This window comes from Pseudoalteromonas sp. SG44-17, assembly GCF_014164235.1.
GTDB classification, from domain to species: Bacteria; Pseudomonadota; Gammaproteobacteria; order Enterobacterales; family Alteromonadaceae; genus Pseudoalteromonas; species Pseudoalteromonas rhizosphaerae.
On the sequence record NZ_JACJEV010000010.1, the window covers coordinates 1 to 17,667 of the forward strand.

The 17,667-nt window shown below is 39.7% G+C and carries 13 protein-coding genes; 7 read left to right on the top strand and 6 right to left on the bottom strand.

Going from position 1 to position 17,667, the window contains the following annotated elements; all coding sequences use genetic code 11:
• Positions 1–241: 241 nt before the first annotated feature.
• Together gppA and rhlB are read right to left on the bottom strand one after the other, a co-directional pair.
• A complete protein-coding gene (gene gppA, locus H5182_RS09240) occupies positions 242–1,735 on the bottom strand; it encodes a guanosine-5'-triphosphate,3'-diphosphate diphosphatase (protein ID WP_145239897.1) in 1,494 nt (497 codons plus the stop codon).
• 47 nt (positions 1,736–1,782) lie between these two features.
• Positions 1,783–3,060: an ATP-dependent RNA helicase RhlB gene (rhlB, locus tag H5182_RS09245; protein WP_145239899.1), complete on the bottom strand. Its 1,278-nt coding sequence runs from the start codon at positions 3,058–3,060 to the stop codon at positions 1,783–1,785.
• Positions 3,061–3,150: 90 nt separating this feature from the next.
• Between rhlB and trxA the strand changes: the two genes are divergently transcribed.
• Positions 3,151–3,477, top strand: a complete 327-nt coding sequence (gene trxA / locus H5182_RS09250; protein ID WP_145239901.1) for a thioredoxin TrxA — start codon at positions 3,151–3,153, stop codon at positions 3,475–3,477.
• 182 nt (positions 3,478–3,659) lie between these two features.
• Complete coding sequence (rho, locus tag H5182_RS09255; protein WP_064666866.1) at positions 3,660–4,919, top strand: transcription termination factor Rho; 1,260 nt, start codon at positions 3,660–3,662, stop codon at positions 4,917–4,919.
• A gap of 275 nt (positions 4,920–5,194) precedes the next feature.
• Here the strand turns inward: rho and H5182_RS09260 are convergent, their stop codons facing one another.
• Positions 5,195–8,011: an ATP-binding protein gene (locus H5182_RS09260; protein ID WP_182759918.1), complete on the bottom strand. Its 2,817-nt coding sequence runs from the start codon at positions 8,009–8,011 to the stop codon at positions 5,195–5,197.
• A gap of 79 nt (positions 8,012–8,090) precedes the next feature.
• Here H5182_RS09260 and H5182_RS09265 point away from each other — a divergent pair, with 79 nt between their 5' ends.
• Positions 8,091–8,675 carry a DNA-J related domain-containing protein gene (locus H5182_RS09265; RefSeq protein ID WP_182759919.1) on the top strand — a complete coding sequence of 195 codons (585 nt, stop codon included), beginning with the start codon at positions 8,091–8,093 and terminating at the stop codon, positions 8,673–8,675.
• A gap of 7 nt (positions 8,676–8,682) precedes the next feature.
• Here H5182_RS09265 and dbpA read toward each other — a convergent pair whose 3' ends face one another.
• Positions 8,683–10,071: an ATP-dependent RNA helicase DbpA gene (gene dbpA / locus H5182_RS09270; protein WP_145239907.1), complete on the bottom strand. Its 1,389-nt coding sequence runs from the start codon at positions 10,069–10,071 to the stop codon at positions 8,683–8,685.
• Between the two features lie 224 nt (positions 10,072–10,295).
• Between dbpA and H5182_RS09275 the strand changes: the two genes are divergently transcribed.
• Both H5182_RS09275 and H5182_RS09280 read left to right on the top strand, forming a co-directional pair.
• Positions 10,296–11,699 (top strand): M20/M25/M40 family metallo-hydrolase, encoded by a 1,404-nt coding sequence (locus H5182_RS09275; protein ID WP_149982165.1) that lies wholly within the window; start codon positions 10,296–10,298, stop codon positions 11,697–11,699.
• Between the two features lie 94 nt (positions 11,700–11,793).
• The gene (locus tag H5182_RS09280) at positions 11,794–12,732 is read left to right on the top strand and encodes a tetratricopeptide repeat protein (protein WP_182759920.1); all 939 of its coding nucleotides are present in this window, start codon (positions 11,794–11,796) and stop codon (positions 12,730–12,732) included.
• A 78-nt stretch (positions 12,733–12,810) separates the two neighbouring features.
• Here H5182_RS09280 and H5182_RS09285 read toward each other — a convergent pair whose 3' ends face one another.
• Positions 12,811–14,772 (bottom strand): S9 family peptidase, encoded by a 1,962-nt coding sequence (locus tag H5182_RS09285; protein WP_257325246.1) that lies wholly within the window; start codon positions 14,770–14,772, stop codon positions 12,811–12,813.
• Between the two features lie 179 nt (positions 14,773–14,951).
• Between H5182_RS09285 and H5182_RS09290 the strand changes: the two genes are divergently transcribed.
• On the top strand, positions 14,952–16,241 hold the full coding sequence (locus H5182_RS09290) for a hypothetical protein (protein ID WP_182759921.1): 1,290 nt from the start codon (positions 14,952–14,954) through the stop codon (positions 16,239–16,241).
• Between the two features lie 56 nt (positions 16,242–16,297).
• On the opposite strand, the gene H5182_RS09295 is transcribed toward H5182_RS09290, so the two are convergent.
• A complete protein-coding gene (locus H5182_RS09295) occupies positions 16,298–17,218 on the bottom strand; it encodes a DUF808 domain-containing protein (protein ID WP_182759922.1) in 921 nt (306 codons plus the stop codon).
• Between the two features lie 123 nt (positions 17,219–17,341).
• On the opposite strand from H5182_RS09295, the gene H5182_RS09300 reads away from it, so the two are divergent.
• Positions 17,342–17,626, top strand: a complete 285-nt coding sequence (locus tag H5182_RS09300; protein ID WP_182735747.1) for an MliC family protein — start codon at positions 17,342–17,344, stop codon at positions 17,624–17,626.
• The last annotated feature ends 41 nt before the right edge of the window (positions 17,627–17,667 follow it).

Here is a 17,667-nt window from a genome sequence, read left to right on the forward strand (position 1 = left end):
GTCAACACTTAGTTTTAAACTTTCTTGCGAATATTTAAAACCGAAGTTTTATTTAACTCTCTGAGTTGTTCGTGCCTCGCTATGCGTTGGCGTTTCCCGTCTCAGTGGGGTCGCATTATAGGGAGATCCAAAAACAGATCAACACTTTTTTTGATCTTTTTTGATTTAATTGACTGTTCGAACAAATTTAGTGCATAAAGGTGGTTTTTAATACAATAAAAGGGCTTTTACAGCCCTTTTGTTACTTAACAATAAACTTCCAACCAGCTTTTGCTTGCTGTTTAGACTCTTGTTGGAGCTCACTTGCCATTAGCGGGTGCGCTTTTAGCCAATCATTTTCAAATATTAGTGTTAGAGCGTCATTATTAACAGTTAATACTAATTTTGGTAATACATCATCTTGGCGACGCATTGATAAGATCACTGCGATCCTAAGCAACCGTGTTACATACTGAGTAAGCTGAGCATGGCAGCCTAAATACTCAAAAACATTCTTTTGCAGATCTGAACGATGTGCATTCGCTACAGCCGCAATAATTTTATGCTCCGATTGTGAAAAGCCTGGCATATCGGTGTTTTCTAAAATATAAGCGGTGTGCTTTTGATATTGCTTATACTCAATTAACAAACCAATCTCATGCAATTGCGCAATCGCTTTTAGTAAAGGCAGGCCACTATTGTTGAATAGTGGCCACTGCTCGCTGACTTGAGCTGCGAGGTGACTGGCGAGTTCTGCAACTCGGTTCGCTTGTTTTTGATCGACATGATAACGGCTCATCAGGCCATCAACAGTGCGCTTTCGAATATCATGATTATGAAACTCAGGGATCATGCTATAAAGCACACCTTCACGAAGTGCGCCTCCTGCTAATCCCATTTTATCAATTTCAAGCGCTTCGAATAAAGCAATTAAAATAGCGAGCCCTGACACAAAAACTAAACGTCTTTCTTCACTAAGCCCAGGTAAATCTAGCTCAGCGATGGTCTCATAGGCGATCGATTGCTTTTTAATTTTATTGAGTTTATCTAAACTCAGTGTTTCATCGAGTGATTGTGCCACCATAATTTCTTGGATAGCTTGTACAGTACCCGATGCACCTGATGCAATCTCCCAACCCGCCACTTTATAACTTGGCGCTATATCATCAATAACTACTCGTGCGGCTTTAATAGCAGCATTGAAATTAGCGTCATTGAGTTTACAGTCTTTAAAGTAACGTTCTAGGTAGGTAACACAGCCCATGTTTAGGCTTTTATAATGTAGTGCGTCGAATCCCTTACCTATAACTACCTCAGTACTGGCACCGCCAATATCTATTACTAGTTGGCGACCACTACATGAAGATGTATGCGCAACGCCTTTATAAATAGTGCGCGCTTCTAGCTCACCACTAATGACATTAATTTTATGCGCAAGGATTTGCTCGGCTTTGATTTTAAATTCATCAGCATTCGTTGCTAAGCGCAAAGTAGCGGTGGCAACAATAGTAATGTTGTTTTTAGGGATATCTTGAAGACGCTCTGCAAATAGTGCGAGACATTCCCAGCCTCGTTGCATTGCTTCTGTGCTCAGTAAATTATCATCATTTAGCCCTGCGGCTAATCTGACTTTGCGTTTAACTCGGCCTATTGTTTGTAAGCCGCCAGCAATTGACTTAGCGATCAACATGTGAAAACTGTTAGATCCTAAATCAATTACTGCATAAACATTTTTTTGCGGTTTAAGTTGCCCCACCGTTCAAAAACCTCTAGTTACTACTACGACTATAACGACGGTCGCAATTACGACCGTGCTTTTTGGTAACTATTGTTTGGTCTACGTCCGCTGTTGTTACTACGACTACGTGGGCCTGTTGAATAATTACGCTTTCTTTGAATAGTAGGCTTAGTTAAATCATCAAGCAATGCACTTTTATCATAATGTGATAAAGGAATGCTGTGCTCTATGTATTCTTCAATTTCATGAAGATTATATGCGTACTGCTCACATGCAAAACTAATTGCCTTACCTGATGCCCCAGCGCGTGCTGTACGGCCAATACGATGAACATAATCTTCACAATCATCTGGTAAGTCGAAGTTAAATACATGACTCACTTCAGGGATATGTAAGCCACGAGCAGCAACATCTGTTGCCACAAGGAAGTCTAAATCACCTTTAGAGAATTGCGCTAAAATTGATTGGCGTTTTTTCTGATTTACGTCACCAGTGAGCATTCCCACCCGGTGTCCATCAGACTTTAACCATGCATAAACCGTTTCACAGCTATGTTTAGTATTTGCAAACACAATGGCTTTCTCAGGCCATTCTTCTTCAATCAAAGTTAATAACAGCTTAACTTTATCTTCTTGAGAAGGATGAAATAACTCTTCAACAATGCGCTTGCCAGTTTTCACATCAGGTTCAATTTGTACATGCTCTGGGTTTGTCATGTGCTCAAACGCCAGTTCTTGAACGCGATACGATAACGTTGCTGAAAATAATAAATTAAGGCGTTGTGATGTATCCGGCATACGGCGGAACATATAGCGAATGTCTTTTATGAAACCCAAATCAAACATACGATCGGCTTCATCAAGTACCACTACTTCGATTTCATTGAGGGTGTAACACCCTTGTTTATATAAATCGATTAAGCGCCCTGTGGTGCCAATTAAAATATCAACGCCTTTTTCTAATTGTGCACGTTGTTTTTCGTAATCTTCGCCACCATATACTAAACCTAAGTTAAGATTACAGTGTGGCGCTAAAATTTTTGCATCTTTGTGGATCTGAATCGCAAGCTCCCGAGTAGGGGCCATGATCAGGGCTCTTGGATGTTTACTAGGTGCTTTGCTAGATTGTAATAACCGATGGCACGTGGCAGTTAAAAACGCCAACGTTTTGCCTGTACCTGTTTGTGCTTGACCCGCAATGTCGCGGCCATCACAAATAAAAGGTAGGCATTTAGCTTGTATGGGTGTGCAATATTCAAACCCACTTTCGGTTAACCCGGCAACCACTTCCGGTGCAATAGCAAAGTCTGAAAACTTTTTATCGGTCAAATGTGTCTTAGTCATAGCGTTTAAGCATAACGTTTAAACTTGCAATAAGAAACAAGAGTGTTTAAATACGCATTAAATAATTCGCCTAACTTATCGGAGAGCGCAATGAGCGAGAAAATTATTCAATTAACTGACGATGGCTTTGAAGCTGACGTTTTACAATCAGACAAGCCTGTATTAGTTGATTTTTGGGCAGAATGGTGTGGACCGTGTAAAATGATCGCGCCAATTCTTAATGAAGTGGCAGAAGAGTTTGATGGCCGTGTTGTAATCGGTAAATTAAACATTGACCAAAATGCGGGCACACCACCTAAATTTGGTATTCGTGGTATCCCTACGTTACTTCTTTTCAAAGAAGGCCAAGTTGCGGCAACTAAAGTGGGTGCACTTTCTAAAACTCAACTTGTTGAGTTTTTAGAAAACAACATCTAAAAATATGCCTAAAAAAAAGGGCAACTGCCCTTTTTTTTAATTTTTTTTGTATAAAGACTGGACGCCTAGCGAATGACCTGCTAGTTTATAAAGCCAACTAATCCTTAGTTTACCAACAAACCTCTCTCACTAATCAATATCGATTATATGAGCATGATAACTGTAATAAAGAACCCACCAATATGCATTTACGCGAATTAAAAGACAAGTCGATCAAAGAACTTGTAGACTTAGCTGAGTCCATGGGGCTCGAAAACGTAGCCCGCTTAAGAAAGCAAGATATTATCTTTGCTATCCTTAAAGCCCACGCCAAAAGTGGAGAGAACATTTTTGGCGGTGGTGTATTAGAAATCTTACAGGATGGTTTTGGTTTCTTAAGATCATCAGAAGCCTCTTACCTTGCTGGTCCTGATGACATTTATATATCACCTAGCCAAATTCGTCGTTTTAGTATGCGTACTGGTGATTCTATAATGGGTCTCATACGTCCACCTAAAGACGGTGAACGTTACTTTGCATTACTAAAAGTAAACGAAGTAAATTTTGATAAACCTGAAAACTCTCGCACGAAAATTCTTTTTGAAAACCTTACCCCGCTACATGCAAACGAACGTTTACGTATGGAACGCGGTAATGGTAGCACCGAAGATATTACTGCTCGAGTACTTGATTTAGCCTCACCAATTGGCCGTGGTCAACGTGGTTTATTAGTAGCACCGCCTAAAGCGGGTAAAACAATGCTACTACAAAATATTGCGCAATCGATTACCCATAACCACCCAGATGCGACATTGATGGTACTACTTATCGATGAGCGTCCAGAAGAAGTTACTGAGATGCAACGCCTAGTAAAAGGTGAAGTTATTGCATCAACGTTTGATGAACCAGCAAGCCGTCACGTACAAGTTGCTGAAATGGTAATTGAAAAAGCAAAACGTTTAGTTGAGCACAAAAAAGATGTAATCATCTTACTGGATTCAATCACACGTTTAGCACGTGCTTATAACACGGTAATTCCTTCATCAGGTAAAGTACTTACTGGTGGTGTTGATGCTAACGCCCTGCATAAACCAAAGCGTTTCTTTGGTGCTGCGCGTAACGTTGAAGAAGGCGGTAGTTTAACTATTATCGCAACTGCGCTTATCGATACCGGCTCTAAGATGGATGAAGTTATCTACGAAGAGTTTAAAGGTACTGGTAATATGGAATTACACTTAAATCGTAAGATTGCTGAAAAACGTGTATTCCCTGCAATCGACTTTAACCGCTCAGGTACCCGTCGCGAAGAGCTACTGACTAAACCTGATGAACTACAAAAAATGTGGATTTTACGCAAAATAGTTCATGAAATGTCTGAAATTGATGCCATGGAGTTTTTAATTGATAAACTCTCTATGAGCAAAACCAATGATGAATTTTTTGATTCGATGAAGCGTCAATAATTCTCTTTACTAGATTCTAAAATGCCTGTTAATACAGGCATTTTTTTTGCCTATCCCTAAATCTCACTCCTATTATAAATTTTTTTTATTAATCTCTTTGCTCTGTTTCCTATAGACGAAAATCAGACTGCGCAGTATTGAGTAAATATTAAAACTGCGATTATTTAAATCTAGCACGCAGTAATGCCACTCAATAAAACGCTCAACTCGCCTTATTGGTTAGTAGTAACTTATAGCCTTAATGTAACGACCCATTAAGCTTATATATCGCTCTTTTAAGTCAGCTGTTGTGATAGCTGCTTAATCAAATCATCTACTAATTCTTTTACGTCTGCATCACTACTGGGGTTATGTTTTTGTGATAAGAGTGATTTATCTAAGCACATCGCTGCATTAGCTACATCAGTTAATGAAAATATCTGTGCGGCACCAAGGATACGATGGCTATCTTGCTGTAATGCAATATAGTCCTTTGCTGCAAGGTGCTGTGTAAGTGACGCTATTTCATCATCAAAGCTGGCAATAAAACTCGTCACTAAATCGCTAATATCAGGATTAGCTAAAGGTAGCGTGCTGGTACTATTTAAATGCGCTGCGAGTGCCTGATAAAACGCTTCTTTTTCTATTGGCTTACTTAAATAGCCAGTAAATCCCATCGCTAAGTAATTATCTATTTCATGACTCATTGCATTAGCTGTTAACGCAAAAATAGGTTTATTAAAACCACACTTATGTAACAGTTCAAATGCACTAAGGCCATCCATTACTGGCATCTGTATATCTAATAAAACAACATCTGGAAATTCACTGAGGCACTGTTCAACTGCTTGCTCACCATTACTTACTGAGATCACTTCAAGGCCAATCGACTTTAAAAAGCGCGTTATTAGTCTACGATTGTCGGGATGATCTTCTGCTAATAATACTCGCCCAACTAGACCTTTAGTTGCAGCTGGTTTTGAGTTGTCGGTAGCAATAAGGGTTGGCGCATACTCTTTACATGGCACATTAAAAATAAACTCACTGCCTTTACCATGCTCACTTTCAACACTAATATAACCCCCCATCATAATTGCTAATTGCTGGGAAAGACTCAAACCAAGTCCTGAACCACCGAACCTGCGGGTGATGGTATTATCGCCTTGTTGAAAACATTCAAAAATGTTTTTTATTTGCTCTGTATTCATACCAATCCCCGTATCAATCACTTTAAAGCATACGCCTTGTTCGGTGTGATTAATATCCAGAGTAACACTGCCGTGCTCGGTAAATTTGATCGCATTAGTCAGTAGGTTTATTAGTATTTGCTTAACGCGGATCATATCTAACTTAGTCCAATAACTCGAGCCTAAGTGATTTTCTAATAGCAGCGTTAAACCTTTACTTTTAGCCTGCATACTTGACATAGCATAAACATCATTAACAAGCTCCACGAGGTCAAACTCGCTAACATGTAAATCTAAACGGTTTGCTTCTATCTTACTAATATCGAGCACATCATTAATCAAATCTTTTAAATGATCGCTATGTTTTTTAATAACTAACAATTCTGTTTGTAATTGCTGGGGCTGATATAAACCATGCAATAAGTCGTCTGTTTGCCCTAAAATAGCGGTAAGTGGTGTGCGTATTTCATGGCTGATATTAGCCAAAAACTGGCTCTTAACTTGATTCGCGGCACGTAGCTCTTGTGCCACATATTGTAATTCTTGAGTACGTTGCTCAACTTTTTGCTCTAATTGGGCTTTAGCCTTTTTTTCGATTGCACGGCGATATAATACAACTGCACAGATCAATACCAACATCAGCACAATAGACAGTAAAATAGTTAACTGTGAACGTTTTTCAATCTTTAATTCTTGTAGGCTACGCTCTTGTTTAAGCTGTTTAATTTCTTGGTTTAACTGGTTCGACTGAAACTGAGACTGAAATACATTTAACGCTTTCATGACCTCTTCACTGGTTATGCTACGTTGATAATCAACAAACTGTTGGTGCAGATGAATAGCCCGCTTATAGTCACCGGCACCAGCGCTTAATAACGCCTCGATACCTAAGCCGTCTTTAATACGCAATTCATCTTTATATTCTTTGGCTAGTGATATTGATTGTTGTAAATTTTGCTCCGCAATATCAATATCCCCCATCACTAATTGCACTTTAGCTAAAACATGTAAAGAAGCTAACCGTAAGGATTGATTATCTATCTGCTGAGCGTATTTTTGAGCTGCTTGTGCGTGATACAAAGCAGCATCCAACTCATCGATTTTTAAATTTATGTTAGCTAAGTTGGTATGCTGTACAGATAACTGATAGGCATCATTTACACTTTGATAATAGCGTAAAGCGAGCTGGTAATAGTGCAACGCTAATTGATTTTGACCCGACTCAGTATAAGCAACACCCATATTGCCATAGGAACGAGCAATCCCCTCTTCATCACCCAATTGCTGAAATACATCGAGCACTTCGCGATAAATTTCGAGTGCCGAATCATAGCTAGATAAACGAATATAGATGCCCGCAATATTATGAAGAATATCAGCTTTGTCTTGCGCGCTACCATCTATTTCATAAAGTGCTTTTGCCTGCTGGTAATGATCTAAAGCAAGCTCCATGTTGTGCATATTAAAATATGCAAGGCCAATATTACTTAGCAAGTTGGCTTGTTTTAATGGACTCTTTAAACGTACCGCTAAGTTTAACGCACGGCTGTAATCAATAATGGCTTGTTGTAATAAACCTTGAAAATATTGCACCACGCCCTGCATTTTTATTGCTCGAAAATGTAACTCAGGCAGATTTTCAAATGTACTATGCTGCTCAAGCAACTGATAATAATGCAATGCTTGGGGATAATTACTCAACTCAAACGCACGCTCAGCTAAACCAGAATAAATAGCAACTTGTTGCTGATTTGATAATTGTCTAGACAGTAACTGGGTTGCTAACAGCTGCTTTTCAGACCATTCATCCGTAACTTTAAATTGTTCAAAAAGTGCTACTTGTTGTTGAGCATTACCTGATTGAGAAAAAACGCCAAGCATACTAATAGAGCAAATAAATAATAGGCGCTTAAACTGACCCAGCATAATTTTTTCCTTGGAATTTTGTTAGCAGTAGAAGCTATGATAGTTTAGTCAAGATACACCAATAACTAGACTGTAAACAATGCTTAACCCACTGATTGATGAGATTTTCGAGTTAATTTTAACGAAGCACATTTGGAAGGTTCACACTTTAGCGTTGGAATTATCTAAGCGAGGTGTAGTTAATAACTTAGATACAGATCCATACCGTGATCTGTTTAAGCGTAACTTTTTAATTATGAATGCACTTTATCAACTGCAACAACAACTGTTGCCAAATCAATATTTATTGGTAGCCAGTTTACATATAGAGCTCACCGATAATCCAGATAAGGTAACTATTGCAGCGCATGACTCATTACAAACGTACTATCTAGATTGGCAAAATTACGATGCTTCGATAACAGAAGTTAAATCACTGTTAGATGACTTTTGGCGTACTTTTCGTGCATCACCAACAATAAATACGCTTGATCAACAACAACGCCAGACATTATTAAAGCGCTGGGAATTACCTGACGATTTTTCTATGCAGGCATTGCAAAAGCGCTGGCGGCAGTTGGCAACACAATATCATCCAGATAAACAACATGGTAATGCAGAGCAGTTTAAACAGTTAAAAAATGAATATGAGCAGCTTAGAGCAAGCTGCTCAAAAACATCATAAGCAATAATTAACGAGTTAAACGACGGGCACGAATTTTACGCCCTTTAATATTACCTTCCGTTAATTTTCGTAGCGCGGGCTTTGAGCTATTACGTTCGACAGCCACAAAAGCCACATTATCAAGCACATTAATTTTACCGACTTGACGTCCGGCAACACCATCTTTACCGGTTAATGCACCTAAAATATCACCTGCGCGTACCTTTTGCTTTTTACCTGAATCGATCATTAGTGTCACCATTTGTGGTTTGTATGGTGGCTTTTCAAGTAGGCTAAACGGCGGTAATTGTTCTGGTAAAAAATCACATTCATAATGGTCACCAATTTGTGCCACTTTGAATTGTTCTGCATCGCCATAAATAGAGCATGCAATGCCTTTTTTACCAGCACGACCAGTTCGACCAATACGGTGTACGTGGGTTTGTGGGTCATGGGCAAGGTGGTAGTTAATCACCATATCCATATCATCGATGTCTAAACCGCGAGCGGCTACATCAGTGGCCACTAAAATCGAGGCGCTTTTATTAGCAAAGTGGATCAAGGTGCGCTCACGATCTCGCTGCTCTAAATCACCATGCAATGACACGGCACTGAAGCCTTCATCAGCTAAATCATCACACACCTGTTGAGTTTCGACCTTGGTATTACAAAACACCACACAACTTTCTGGTTGAAACTTCAGCAGCAACAATTTTAATGTATTAAAACGTTGTTTGTTATTATCCATTTTATAAAAGTACTGTTTAATAGTACTTTTTTCTTGCTCTTCTTCAACCTTCACCATAACAGGATTGCTTAATACACGCTTGGCAATCGCTTCTATTGCGCGCGGAAAAGTGGCGCTAAATAATAAAGTTTGACGCTGTTTTGGAATACGCTCAATAATTGCATCCAAAGTGTCTTGAAAGCCCATATCAAGCATTTGATCGGCTTCATCAAGTACTAGCGTGTCTACATCATCTAAACGTAGCGTACCTTTGCGAATATGATCATCTACACGCCCAGGTGTGCCAACAATAATATGTGCACCATGCTCTAGTGAACCAATTTGTGGACCAATCGACACGCCACCACATAGAGTTAATATTTTTATATTGTGAATACCACGCGCTAATTTACGCATTTCCACAGCTACTTGCTCAGCCAACTCACGGGTTGGACAAAGCACTAAAGACTGTATACGAAAACGCTTAACATTAAGCTTGGCCAACACACCTAAACTAAATGCGGCAGTTTTACCTGAGCCAGTTTTAGCTTGTGCAATGATGTCTTTACCTTCAAGCACTGGCGGCAGGCTTTGCGCCTGTACAGCGGTCATTTGGGTGTAACCTAAAGTCGATAAGTTATCGACCAAACCTGATGGTAAAGCGAGTGATGAAAAAGCTGTAGCGGTCAAAGTAATTTCCAGTGCAATAAGTAAACATGAAAAGCCGCTGCAGATGCCCGACTTAGTTATGCTGCATAATAGCAGAATATACAAATTGCTACCATTAAGCTGACCATATTCTCAATAAACATTCACCATAACATCGCCACCGATAGGCATTTATCTCATCTACTTTTGTTGCTCAGTATTAAATGCTTTAATAACTCTCACTTGAAAATATAACCAGGTCAATAATGAAAAAAATCATCACCGGATTACTGCTCGCCGGCAGCTTTTTAGCCAATGCCGCCGAGCCTGAATTTACCGCAAAGCAACTTCAGCAAGTCACCGAACTAAGAACTAATGCCAGTAACAGCGAGTTAAGCTATCAATTGCTTGAATCGCTTACTACTGAAATAGGACCTCGCTTACCTGGCACAGAAAACGATAAAAAAGCCGTTGCGTGGGCCCAAGCTAAATTTAAAGAGCTTGGTTTTGATAAAGTATGGCTAGAAGAAGCAACCTTTCCTGAATGGCGCCGTTTTAGTGAAAGTGGCAAAATTTTAACGCCAAGCGAGCAACCTTTGCACCTAACAGCATTAGGCCACAGCGTTAGCACACCGAAAGATGGCATTACCGCTGAAGTCGTATTATTTGAAACGCTTGATGAACTTATCGCAGCACCAGCAAACAGCTTAAAAGGTAAAATAGCTTATATAAATTACCATATGAACCGTCATATTGATGGCAATGGTTATGGTCCTGCTGTTCGTGCTCGTTCAACAGGTTCAGTTGAGGCTGCAAAAAAAGGCGCGATTGGTTATATGATGCGTTCTGTTAGCACCGCACACCACCGCTTTGCTCATACCGGTGGCAGTCACTATCAAGAAGGTGTTACGAAAATCCCTAATGTGACCATTGCTAATCCTGATGCAGATCAGCTAGCTCGCTTAGTTGCACTAGGTAAAAATGTTACCGTAAATATCAATGTGCAAACTGAAGATCGCGGCCAAGGTACTGGCTATAACGTGATTGGTCAGTTCAATGGCACACAAAACCCTGAACAGTACGTACTGATTGGCGGTCATTTAGATTCTTGGGATTTAGGCACTGGCGCACTTGATGATGGTGCAGGCGTTGCGTTAACCATGGCTGCTGCCAAACATATTAGTGAAATAAAACGTCCTAAACGCAGTATTCGTGTAGTGTTATTTGCCGCTGAAGAGCTAGGATTATGGGGCGCTAAAGCTTATTTTAAAAAGCATGCAAATGAACTTGATAAAATTGTTGCCGCCGCTGAATCTGACTTTGGTGCTGATGTAGTGTATGGCTTTGAATCGAATGTCTCTGCAGCCTCGTTGCCAGTAGTGCGTGCAATAGCCAAGCAACTTGCGCCGCTAAATGTTGAATACATAGGTAAAAATAGCGCTAATGGTGGGCCTGATTTAATTCCATTTAAAAATGCCACCAGCGCGCCAATTTTTGAGCTGCACCAAGACGGTACTGATTACTTTGACTACCATCACACTGCTGATGATACGCTTGATAAGATCGATCCGGCTAAACTTAAGCAAAATACCGCAGCATATGCTGTATTTGCGTTTATGGCAGCTGATGCTAAAACTACAATTAAAGCAAAGCCTGTAGCGAGTAAATAAGCTAACCAAACATACTTTATTACAATTTTTTACTTTGCATCTAACCCTCCTTGTTTTAATTTAACGTAAAACAAGGAAGGGGAAAAAAGGCCATATGCTACTATTCAATACCAGCGATTCATTGTCGTTTTTCAGCCAAACAAAAACCTGCCCATACTGTCATCACGATGACTATCGACTACAAAACCACAGCCGCTTTTTGCGTTTTTCAATTGTCCCTATGCTGCCATTAGCATGGCATTACCAATACCAGTGTAGCCATTGTCAGCACAATGTGCAGCTTTCAATTATGCAACTGCCATGGTTAGAAAAGCTTTCTTTGATCAAATATTTTATAGGCTCGATATTACTTATCTGGTTATCAATTTACTTCTATACACAACATCTTGATGAGCTAAAAGCCAAGCAAGCAATACTCAGCCAGCCACAAGCATTCGATACTTACTTGGTACATGCTGATAAGTTTTCTAACGAACCATTGCGCCCTGAAAACCTAAAAGTAGCCCAAGTACTCGAGTTTGATGACCAAAATATCACCTTTCAAATCAGCAATTATCGCTATAAACGCGACAGCGGCATTACTATGGCTATGCGTACCAGCTTATTGATACAAAAAGGTTATTTCTCATCAAAAACAATAATTTTACCGCGCAGCGAAGTACAGCGTTTATATGCTGAAGGCGCTATTTATGATGTACTACGCCCTTATGCATATAGCTTATATGGTGGTTTTGTGATGTTCCCACCACGCCCTAAACCGCTATATGAAGGGTTGAAGCTTAATAAAAATAATCAGCAAGGCATCATCTATTACAAAGATGGGTTATTTCCTGAAGCGTTCGAAAGCTTTTTACTCGCCAGCAAAGAAGGCTCACAATGGGGTCAGCTTAATACTGCGCAAATGTATCGTGATGGTGAAGGGGTAGAAAAAGATATCAGCCAAGCTATTTATTGGTATCAACAAGCTGCCAGGCAAAATAACCACAAAGCCAAAGTACAACTCAAAGAGCTGTGCCTTGAGTATTCCTGTTAATATAGCCAAACTACCCACAACAAGTGGATATAAATATGGCAAGCTTTTAGCTTGCCATTTAACACGTAAATACGACTGTTACATTGTTAAGTGTTGGTCTAAAAAGGTCAGCACTTTTTGATAATAACGAGTGCGATGTTCTTGCTTATAAAAACCATGCCCTTCATCTTCAAGCAGTTCATATATATAAGGATGTTTAGCTTTTTTAAGAGCCGCAATCAGTGATTCGGCTTGCTCAATCGGTGCACGCTGATCTTCACCACCATGCACTATCAGCACTGGAGCCTTTAACTTATCAATATTATAGCTAGGTGAAAAAGCCTTTAGTTGCGCTTCATCTGTACCCAAAACATTCTGTAAATAACGTTGGCCACTATCGCGCTCCGCAACATCCCCTTCTTTAAACATTAAGGGCAAATCATAAACGCCAACAACGCCAATCGCACACTTAAACATATCAGGTTCTAAAATCGCACTTTGTAACGCTGAGTATCCACCAAAGCTCGCGCCCATAATGCAGATATTGTTTTTATTAACTGTACCCTGCTCAACTAAATACTTCACACCATCTATAATATCAAATTGAATTTCAGCTCCCCATTTTCGATGCCCAGCATGCTCAAAGTTACGGCCAAAACCACCTGAACCTCTAAAATTAACTTTTAGTACGGCCAAACCACGGCTTGCAAGCAACTGTGCATCAGGGTCGAATCCCCACCAATCGCGCGGGCCATGTGGACCACCATGTGGCATAACCACTAAAGGTAAGTTTTTTTCTATGGTGTTATTCGGTACTGTTAAGTAGCCATAAATAGTTAAACCATCTCGACTGGTATAACTTACAGGCTTGGTCTGCGCCATTTGTTCTGCATCAATCCAACTGCGGGATGCAAACAAAAATCGTAAGTTATTACTTTTGGCATCGAATAAATAATATTGTCCAGGGTTACGATCATTAGAGGCATAAATAATATTAGTGTCGCCATCTTCAGTACTACTAACGAGTTGCACTTGTTCACCAGGTAAAGCGGAGATTAATGATTTTAAACGCATGCTTTTATCTGATTGCCCATCGACAAAAGCATAAGTTGGATAACCTAGTTCGGTTTCAATCGCAAATAGCTCTTTTGATGCTTCATCGACCCATATTTGCTTTGGTGAGACTTTCTCTTCCTTATGAATTAAATCAATTGCTCTGGTTTTTAGATTCAATTTATATAAGCCTTGAGCTTCACCACTTATTGATGCTGTGATATAGACAGCATCACCACTACTATCAAAAGCGTGCAACTCAACATCACTGTAAGTCAAACCAGCTAAATTAAGCGCTTGCCAATCTCCACCTGACTTTTCACGGATATGTATTGTAGGCTTAATGTAATCATCACTGGAAACAGCCACTCTGACATTTCCTTCATGGTCAGTCAAAAAGTTGGCCATACGTGACGGGGAGCGCGTAACTTTACGACGCTTCCCTGAAAAGATATCAACCTCATAAACAACCGTGTGCGGTTCACTACTTGATGTCCACGGGTAAGTCACTATAAGCATTTTATCTTCATCGTGGATTAAAGGATCCAGCAAATAAGAGGTGCCATAAAGTGGTGTGGCCTTTTTGATACGAGAGCCAGTTTGCATTTCGCCAAGATAGCCAACTAAGTACTTAGCTTTTGAGCCATCAGCATTCACGCCATATAATTCCCCATAATATTCAGGGTGATCTTGCCAGCCGCGTAAGTATTCTTTTGCAACTACAACCCGATCATCACTTACCCAATGATAAGCACCAACTTGGGCATTGCTCTCAAAATTAATAGCGTGGTGAATTGTAAATTTTTTAGCATCTAAAATAACTAGCACCTTTTTACCTTCAGGTTGCATAATTACTGCAAGGTAGCTCCCATTAGGAGAGATTTTAACTTGGCTATATTCACTGCTGCGGCTGAAGTCATCGACTGCTGGAGCTGATTGATTTGCATCACTCATGAAGCTGACAACACACAAAGCAATAACAACAATAAACTGCATTATCTTACCCATACAACATCCTTTTATATTTACATTTATATTCATATTTATATTTTTTGCAATTGTACCCAGTAAGATTTTAAATAGATATCCATCCAAATGCTTAAGTAAAGAACGAAGAGTACTTATTTACTTTGATTAAGTTACATTATAACATTGCCGATACATTATAACAAAACACCGGAATGTTAATGATTTTACCTAACTTTAAAACTAGCCTGATCGCATCTATGGTCACCGTACTGTGTGCTTGTAACAGTGAAATTGATGATCTTGCAGATAAAAATGCTGGGCTGGCAGATAACCATGATCATATCGGAATCACCTCAACAGGGCGTTTAGCCATTAGTCATGCTGATACTGCAAACGTATCAATTTTCGATACTGATAATGACACGCTACTTGAAATGTTTAATACTGCAAATATTGTTAGCGGCTTATATGCAAGTCCTAACAATCGTTTTGCGGTACTTATACAACGCGCGGATAACTATGTAGAATTTATTGATGGTGGTTTATACCAAGAAGATCATGATGATCACCTGCATGATTACAAACAACTACCTTCCTTTTCAGGTTTTACATTAACAAATGATAAGCCAACTCATTTTGATATAAGCGAACAGCAAGCGGCACTGTTTTTTGATGGCAATATAGATGCGGGGATCCCAGCAAGCTTTGCTATTTTAACTGATACATCAATTGAAGATGGCGAAATACTTGCAGCTCATAGCTTTACTAATGCCATGCATGGTACAGCGCAAATTCGCGGTGAATCGGTAATAACAACTTATCGCAGCGAAGATATAACTAGCGTGCTGCCAAATTATGTTGAACAACTGCATATTCATGGTGATCACTTTCATCAAGAACAGCGGTTTGCATTGGATTGCCCTGCACTACATGGCAGTGCGCAAAATCACCAGCATATCGCTTTTGGCTGTAGCGATGGTGTATTAGTTATAACTGAAAAAGGTGGTGTGTTTAACGCAGCCAAAGTAGCTAATCTCAACAGCTTTGCTGAAGGTACGCGTATTGGCACAATTAAAGCGAGTGAACACAGCGAACTATTTTTAGGTATTGCACAAAGTAAGCTTTTTTACACCATCGACCCAGCATCAGCTGAAATGACACAGCTTTCATGGCAACAAAATACTGAAAATACCGTATTAGCAAGTGCACTCGATAGGATTACTGGCGAGTTTTATGTGCTTGGAAGTGACGGTTTCTTGTCGGTGCTACATGCTGAAGATGATTGGCAAGTCAGTGCACGCTTTAAAGTACTCGAAAACCCAGCTGGTAACTATGCACTCGCTGCCTCTGCGGCCGACGATACTTTATATATCAGTGATGCAAACAACCAAACAGTATTAAGTATCGACACGCATGAGCAAACGACTAAAACTATTCTTAACCTTGATTTTATCCCTAATCAAATTACCTGGTTAGGTATAGCTGCTGAATCAAAACATGAACACTAATTAATTCAAGCAAATAACTTTCATAGCATTCCCTTGCTAATTCATTGCCAGCAAATTTACTTTGCTGGCTTTTTTGCTTTCATGCTGGCAATTCCATGATGAACCAACACAGCAACCGCACCGGCTAATACACCGAATAAACCATCGAACAGTAAAGGCGCAATAATCTCTCCCAGCGTACCTAAGTTTGCTAGTGCAAACTCAGCAACAGCGGTTTGCCAATGATGCAACACACTAATACCATGCACTAAAATTCCACCACCCACTAAAAACATCGCTACCGTACCTGCAAATGCTAAAAACGCCATTAAGCGTGGTGCTGCGGCTAATAAACCTTTACCTAATAATGCTTTAAAACGGTTTCCTGTTTGCTGTGCTTGGTTAAGCAAATACAAACCAGCATCATCGAGTTTTACAATCCCTGCCACTAACCCATAAACGCCTATGGTCATGATCACCGCAATAACACTTAAGACTAACGCTTGATTTAGTAGACTTGCACCCGCCACGGTGCCTAGAGTGATAACTATTATTTCTGCCGATAAAATAAAGTCGGTTCGAATAGCTCCTTTTACTTTTTGTTTTTCGTACTCAACTAAATCTAAATTTTCGATAGCATCTACATCATCATTTTTCGTAGCTGGTAATAACTTTTCGACTAACTTTTCAGCACCTTCAAAACACAAAAATAATCCACCAACCATTAATAAAGGTGTAATAAGCCAAGGTAGCCAAACACTTATTAATAACGCTGCAGGAACTAAAATTGCTTTATTTAAAAATGAGCCTTTCGCTACCGCCCACACGACTGGTAGCTCACGATCGGCAGTGACTCCTGTCACTTGTTGCGCGTTTAAGGCTAAATCATCCCCTAACACACCCGCAGTTTTCTTCGTGGCGACTTTACTCATAGTGGCAATATCATCTAATAAAGTGGTGATATCGTCCAATAATGTCAATAGGTTAGTACCTGCCATCTCATTTCCTTTGCAGTTAAAAAATTTATAATAATCAACATAGCCTAAACAAGTATTTTCACCAAAGGTTAATTTTCGTTTGCTATGCTAGTTGCTAAACACACTTAGCCAAGGTACTTGTTTATGTATAAAATCCTATTAATTGCACTCGGTGTTATTAGCCTCAGTGCATGCACAGAACAATTAAATAGTCAGTCTTTCTCCTGCGATAGCCAACTAAGCGCCGTTATTACCAGTAATGATGAAGAAAGTGCCACGCTAAATTACAATCAAGTAGATCATTCGCTGACCAAACAAATCAGCGCCTCGGGCGCAAAATATACCAATGAAGATGTGCTGTTTTGGACCAAAGGGAATGAAGCAATGTTGATAATTGATGGCAACAAATATCATTGTAATTTAGAGTAATACAATCGCTCGCCAAACTTATAATTTATAAAAATACTGCT

Coding starts and splice junctions, on each gene's coding strand:
- rhlB (WP_145239899.1), bottom strand. CDS start 3,060: ATGACTAAGACACATTTGACCGATAAAAAGTTTTCAGACTTTGCTATT.
- trxA (WP_145239901.1), top strand. CDS start 3,151: ATGAGCGAGAAAATTATTCAATTAACTGACGATGGCTTTGAAGCTGAC.
- rho (WP_064666866.1), top strand. CDS start 3,660: ATGCATTTACGCGAATTAAAAGACAAGTCGATCAAAGAACTTGTAGAC.
- H5182_RS09260 (WP_182759918.1), bottom strand. CDS start 8,011: ATGCTGGGTCAGTTTAAGCGCCTATTATTTATTTGCTCTATTAGTATG.
- H5182_RS09265 (WP_182759919.1), top strand. CDS start 8,091: ATGCTTAACCCACTGATTGATGAGATTTTCGAGTTAATTTTAACGAAG.
- H5182_RS09275 (WP_149982165.1), top strand. CDS start 10,296: ATGAAAAAAATCATCACCGGATTACTGCTCGCCGGCAGCTTTTTAGCC.
- H5182_RS09280 (WP_182759920.1), top strand. CDS start 11,794: ATGCTACTATTCAATACCAGCGATTCATTGTCGTTTTTCAGCCAAACA.
- H5182_RS09285 (WP_257325246.1), bottom strand. CDS start 14,772: ATGGGTAAGATAATGCAGTTTATTGTTGTTATTGCTTTGTGTGTTGTC.
- H5182_RS09290 (WP_182759921.1), top strand. CDS start 14,952: ATGATTTTACCTAACTTTAAAACTAGCCTGATCGCATCTATGGTCACC.
- H5182_RS09295 (WP_182759922.1), bottom strand. CDS start 17,218: ATGGCAGGTACTAACCTATTGACATTATTGGACGATATCACCACTTTA.
- H5182_RS09300 (WP_182735747.1), top strand. CDS start 17,342: ATGTATAAAATCCTATTAATTGCACTCGGTGTTATTAGCCTCAGTGCA.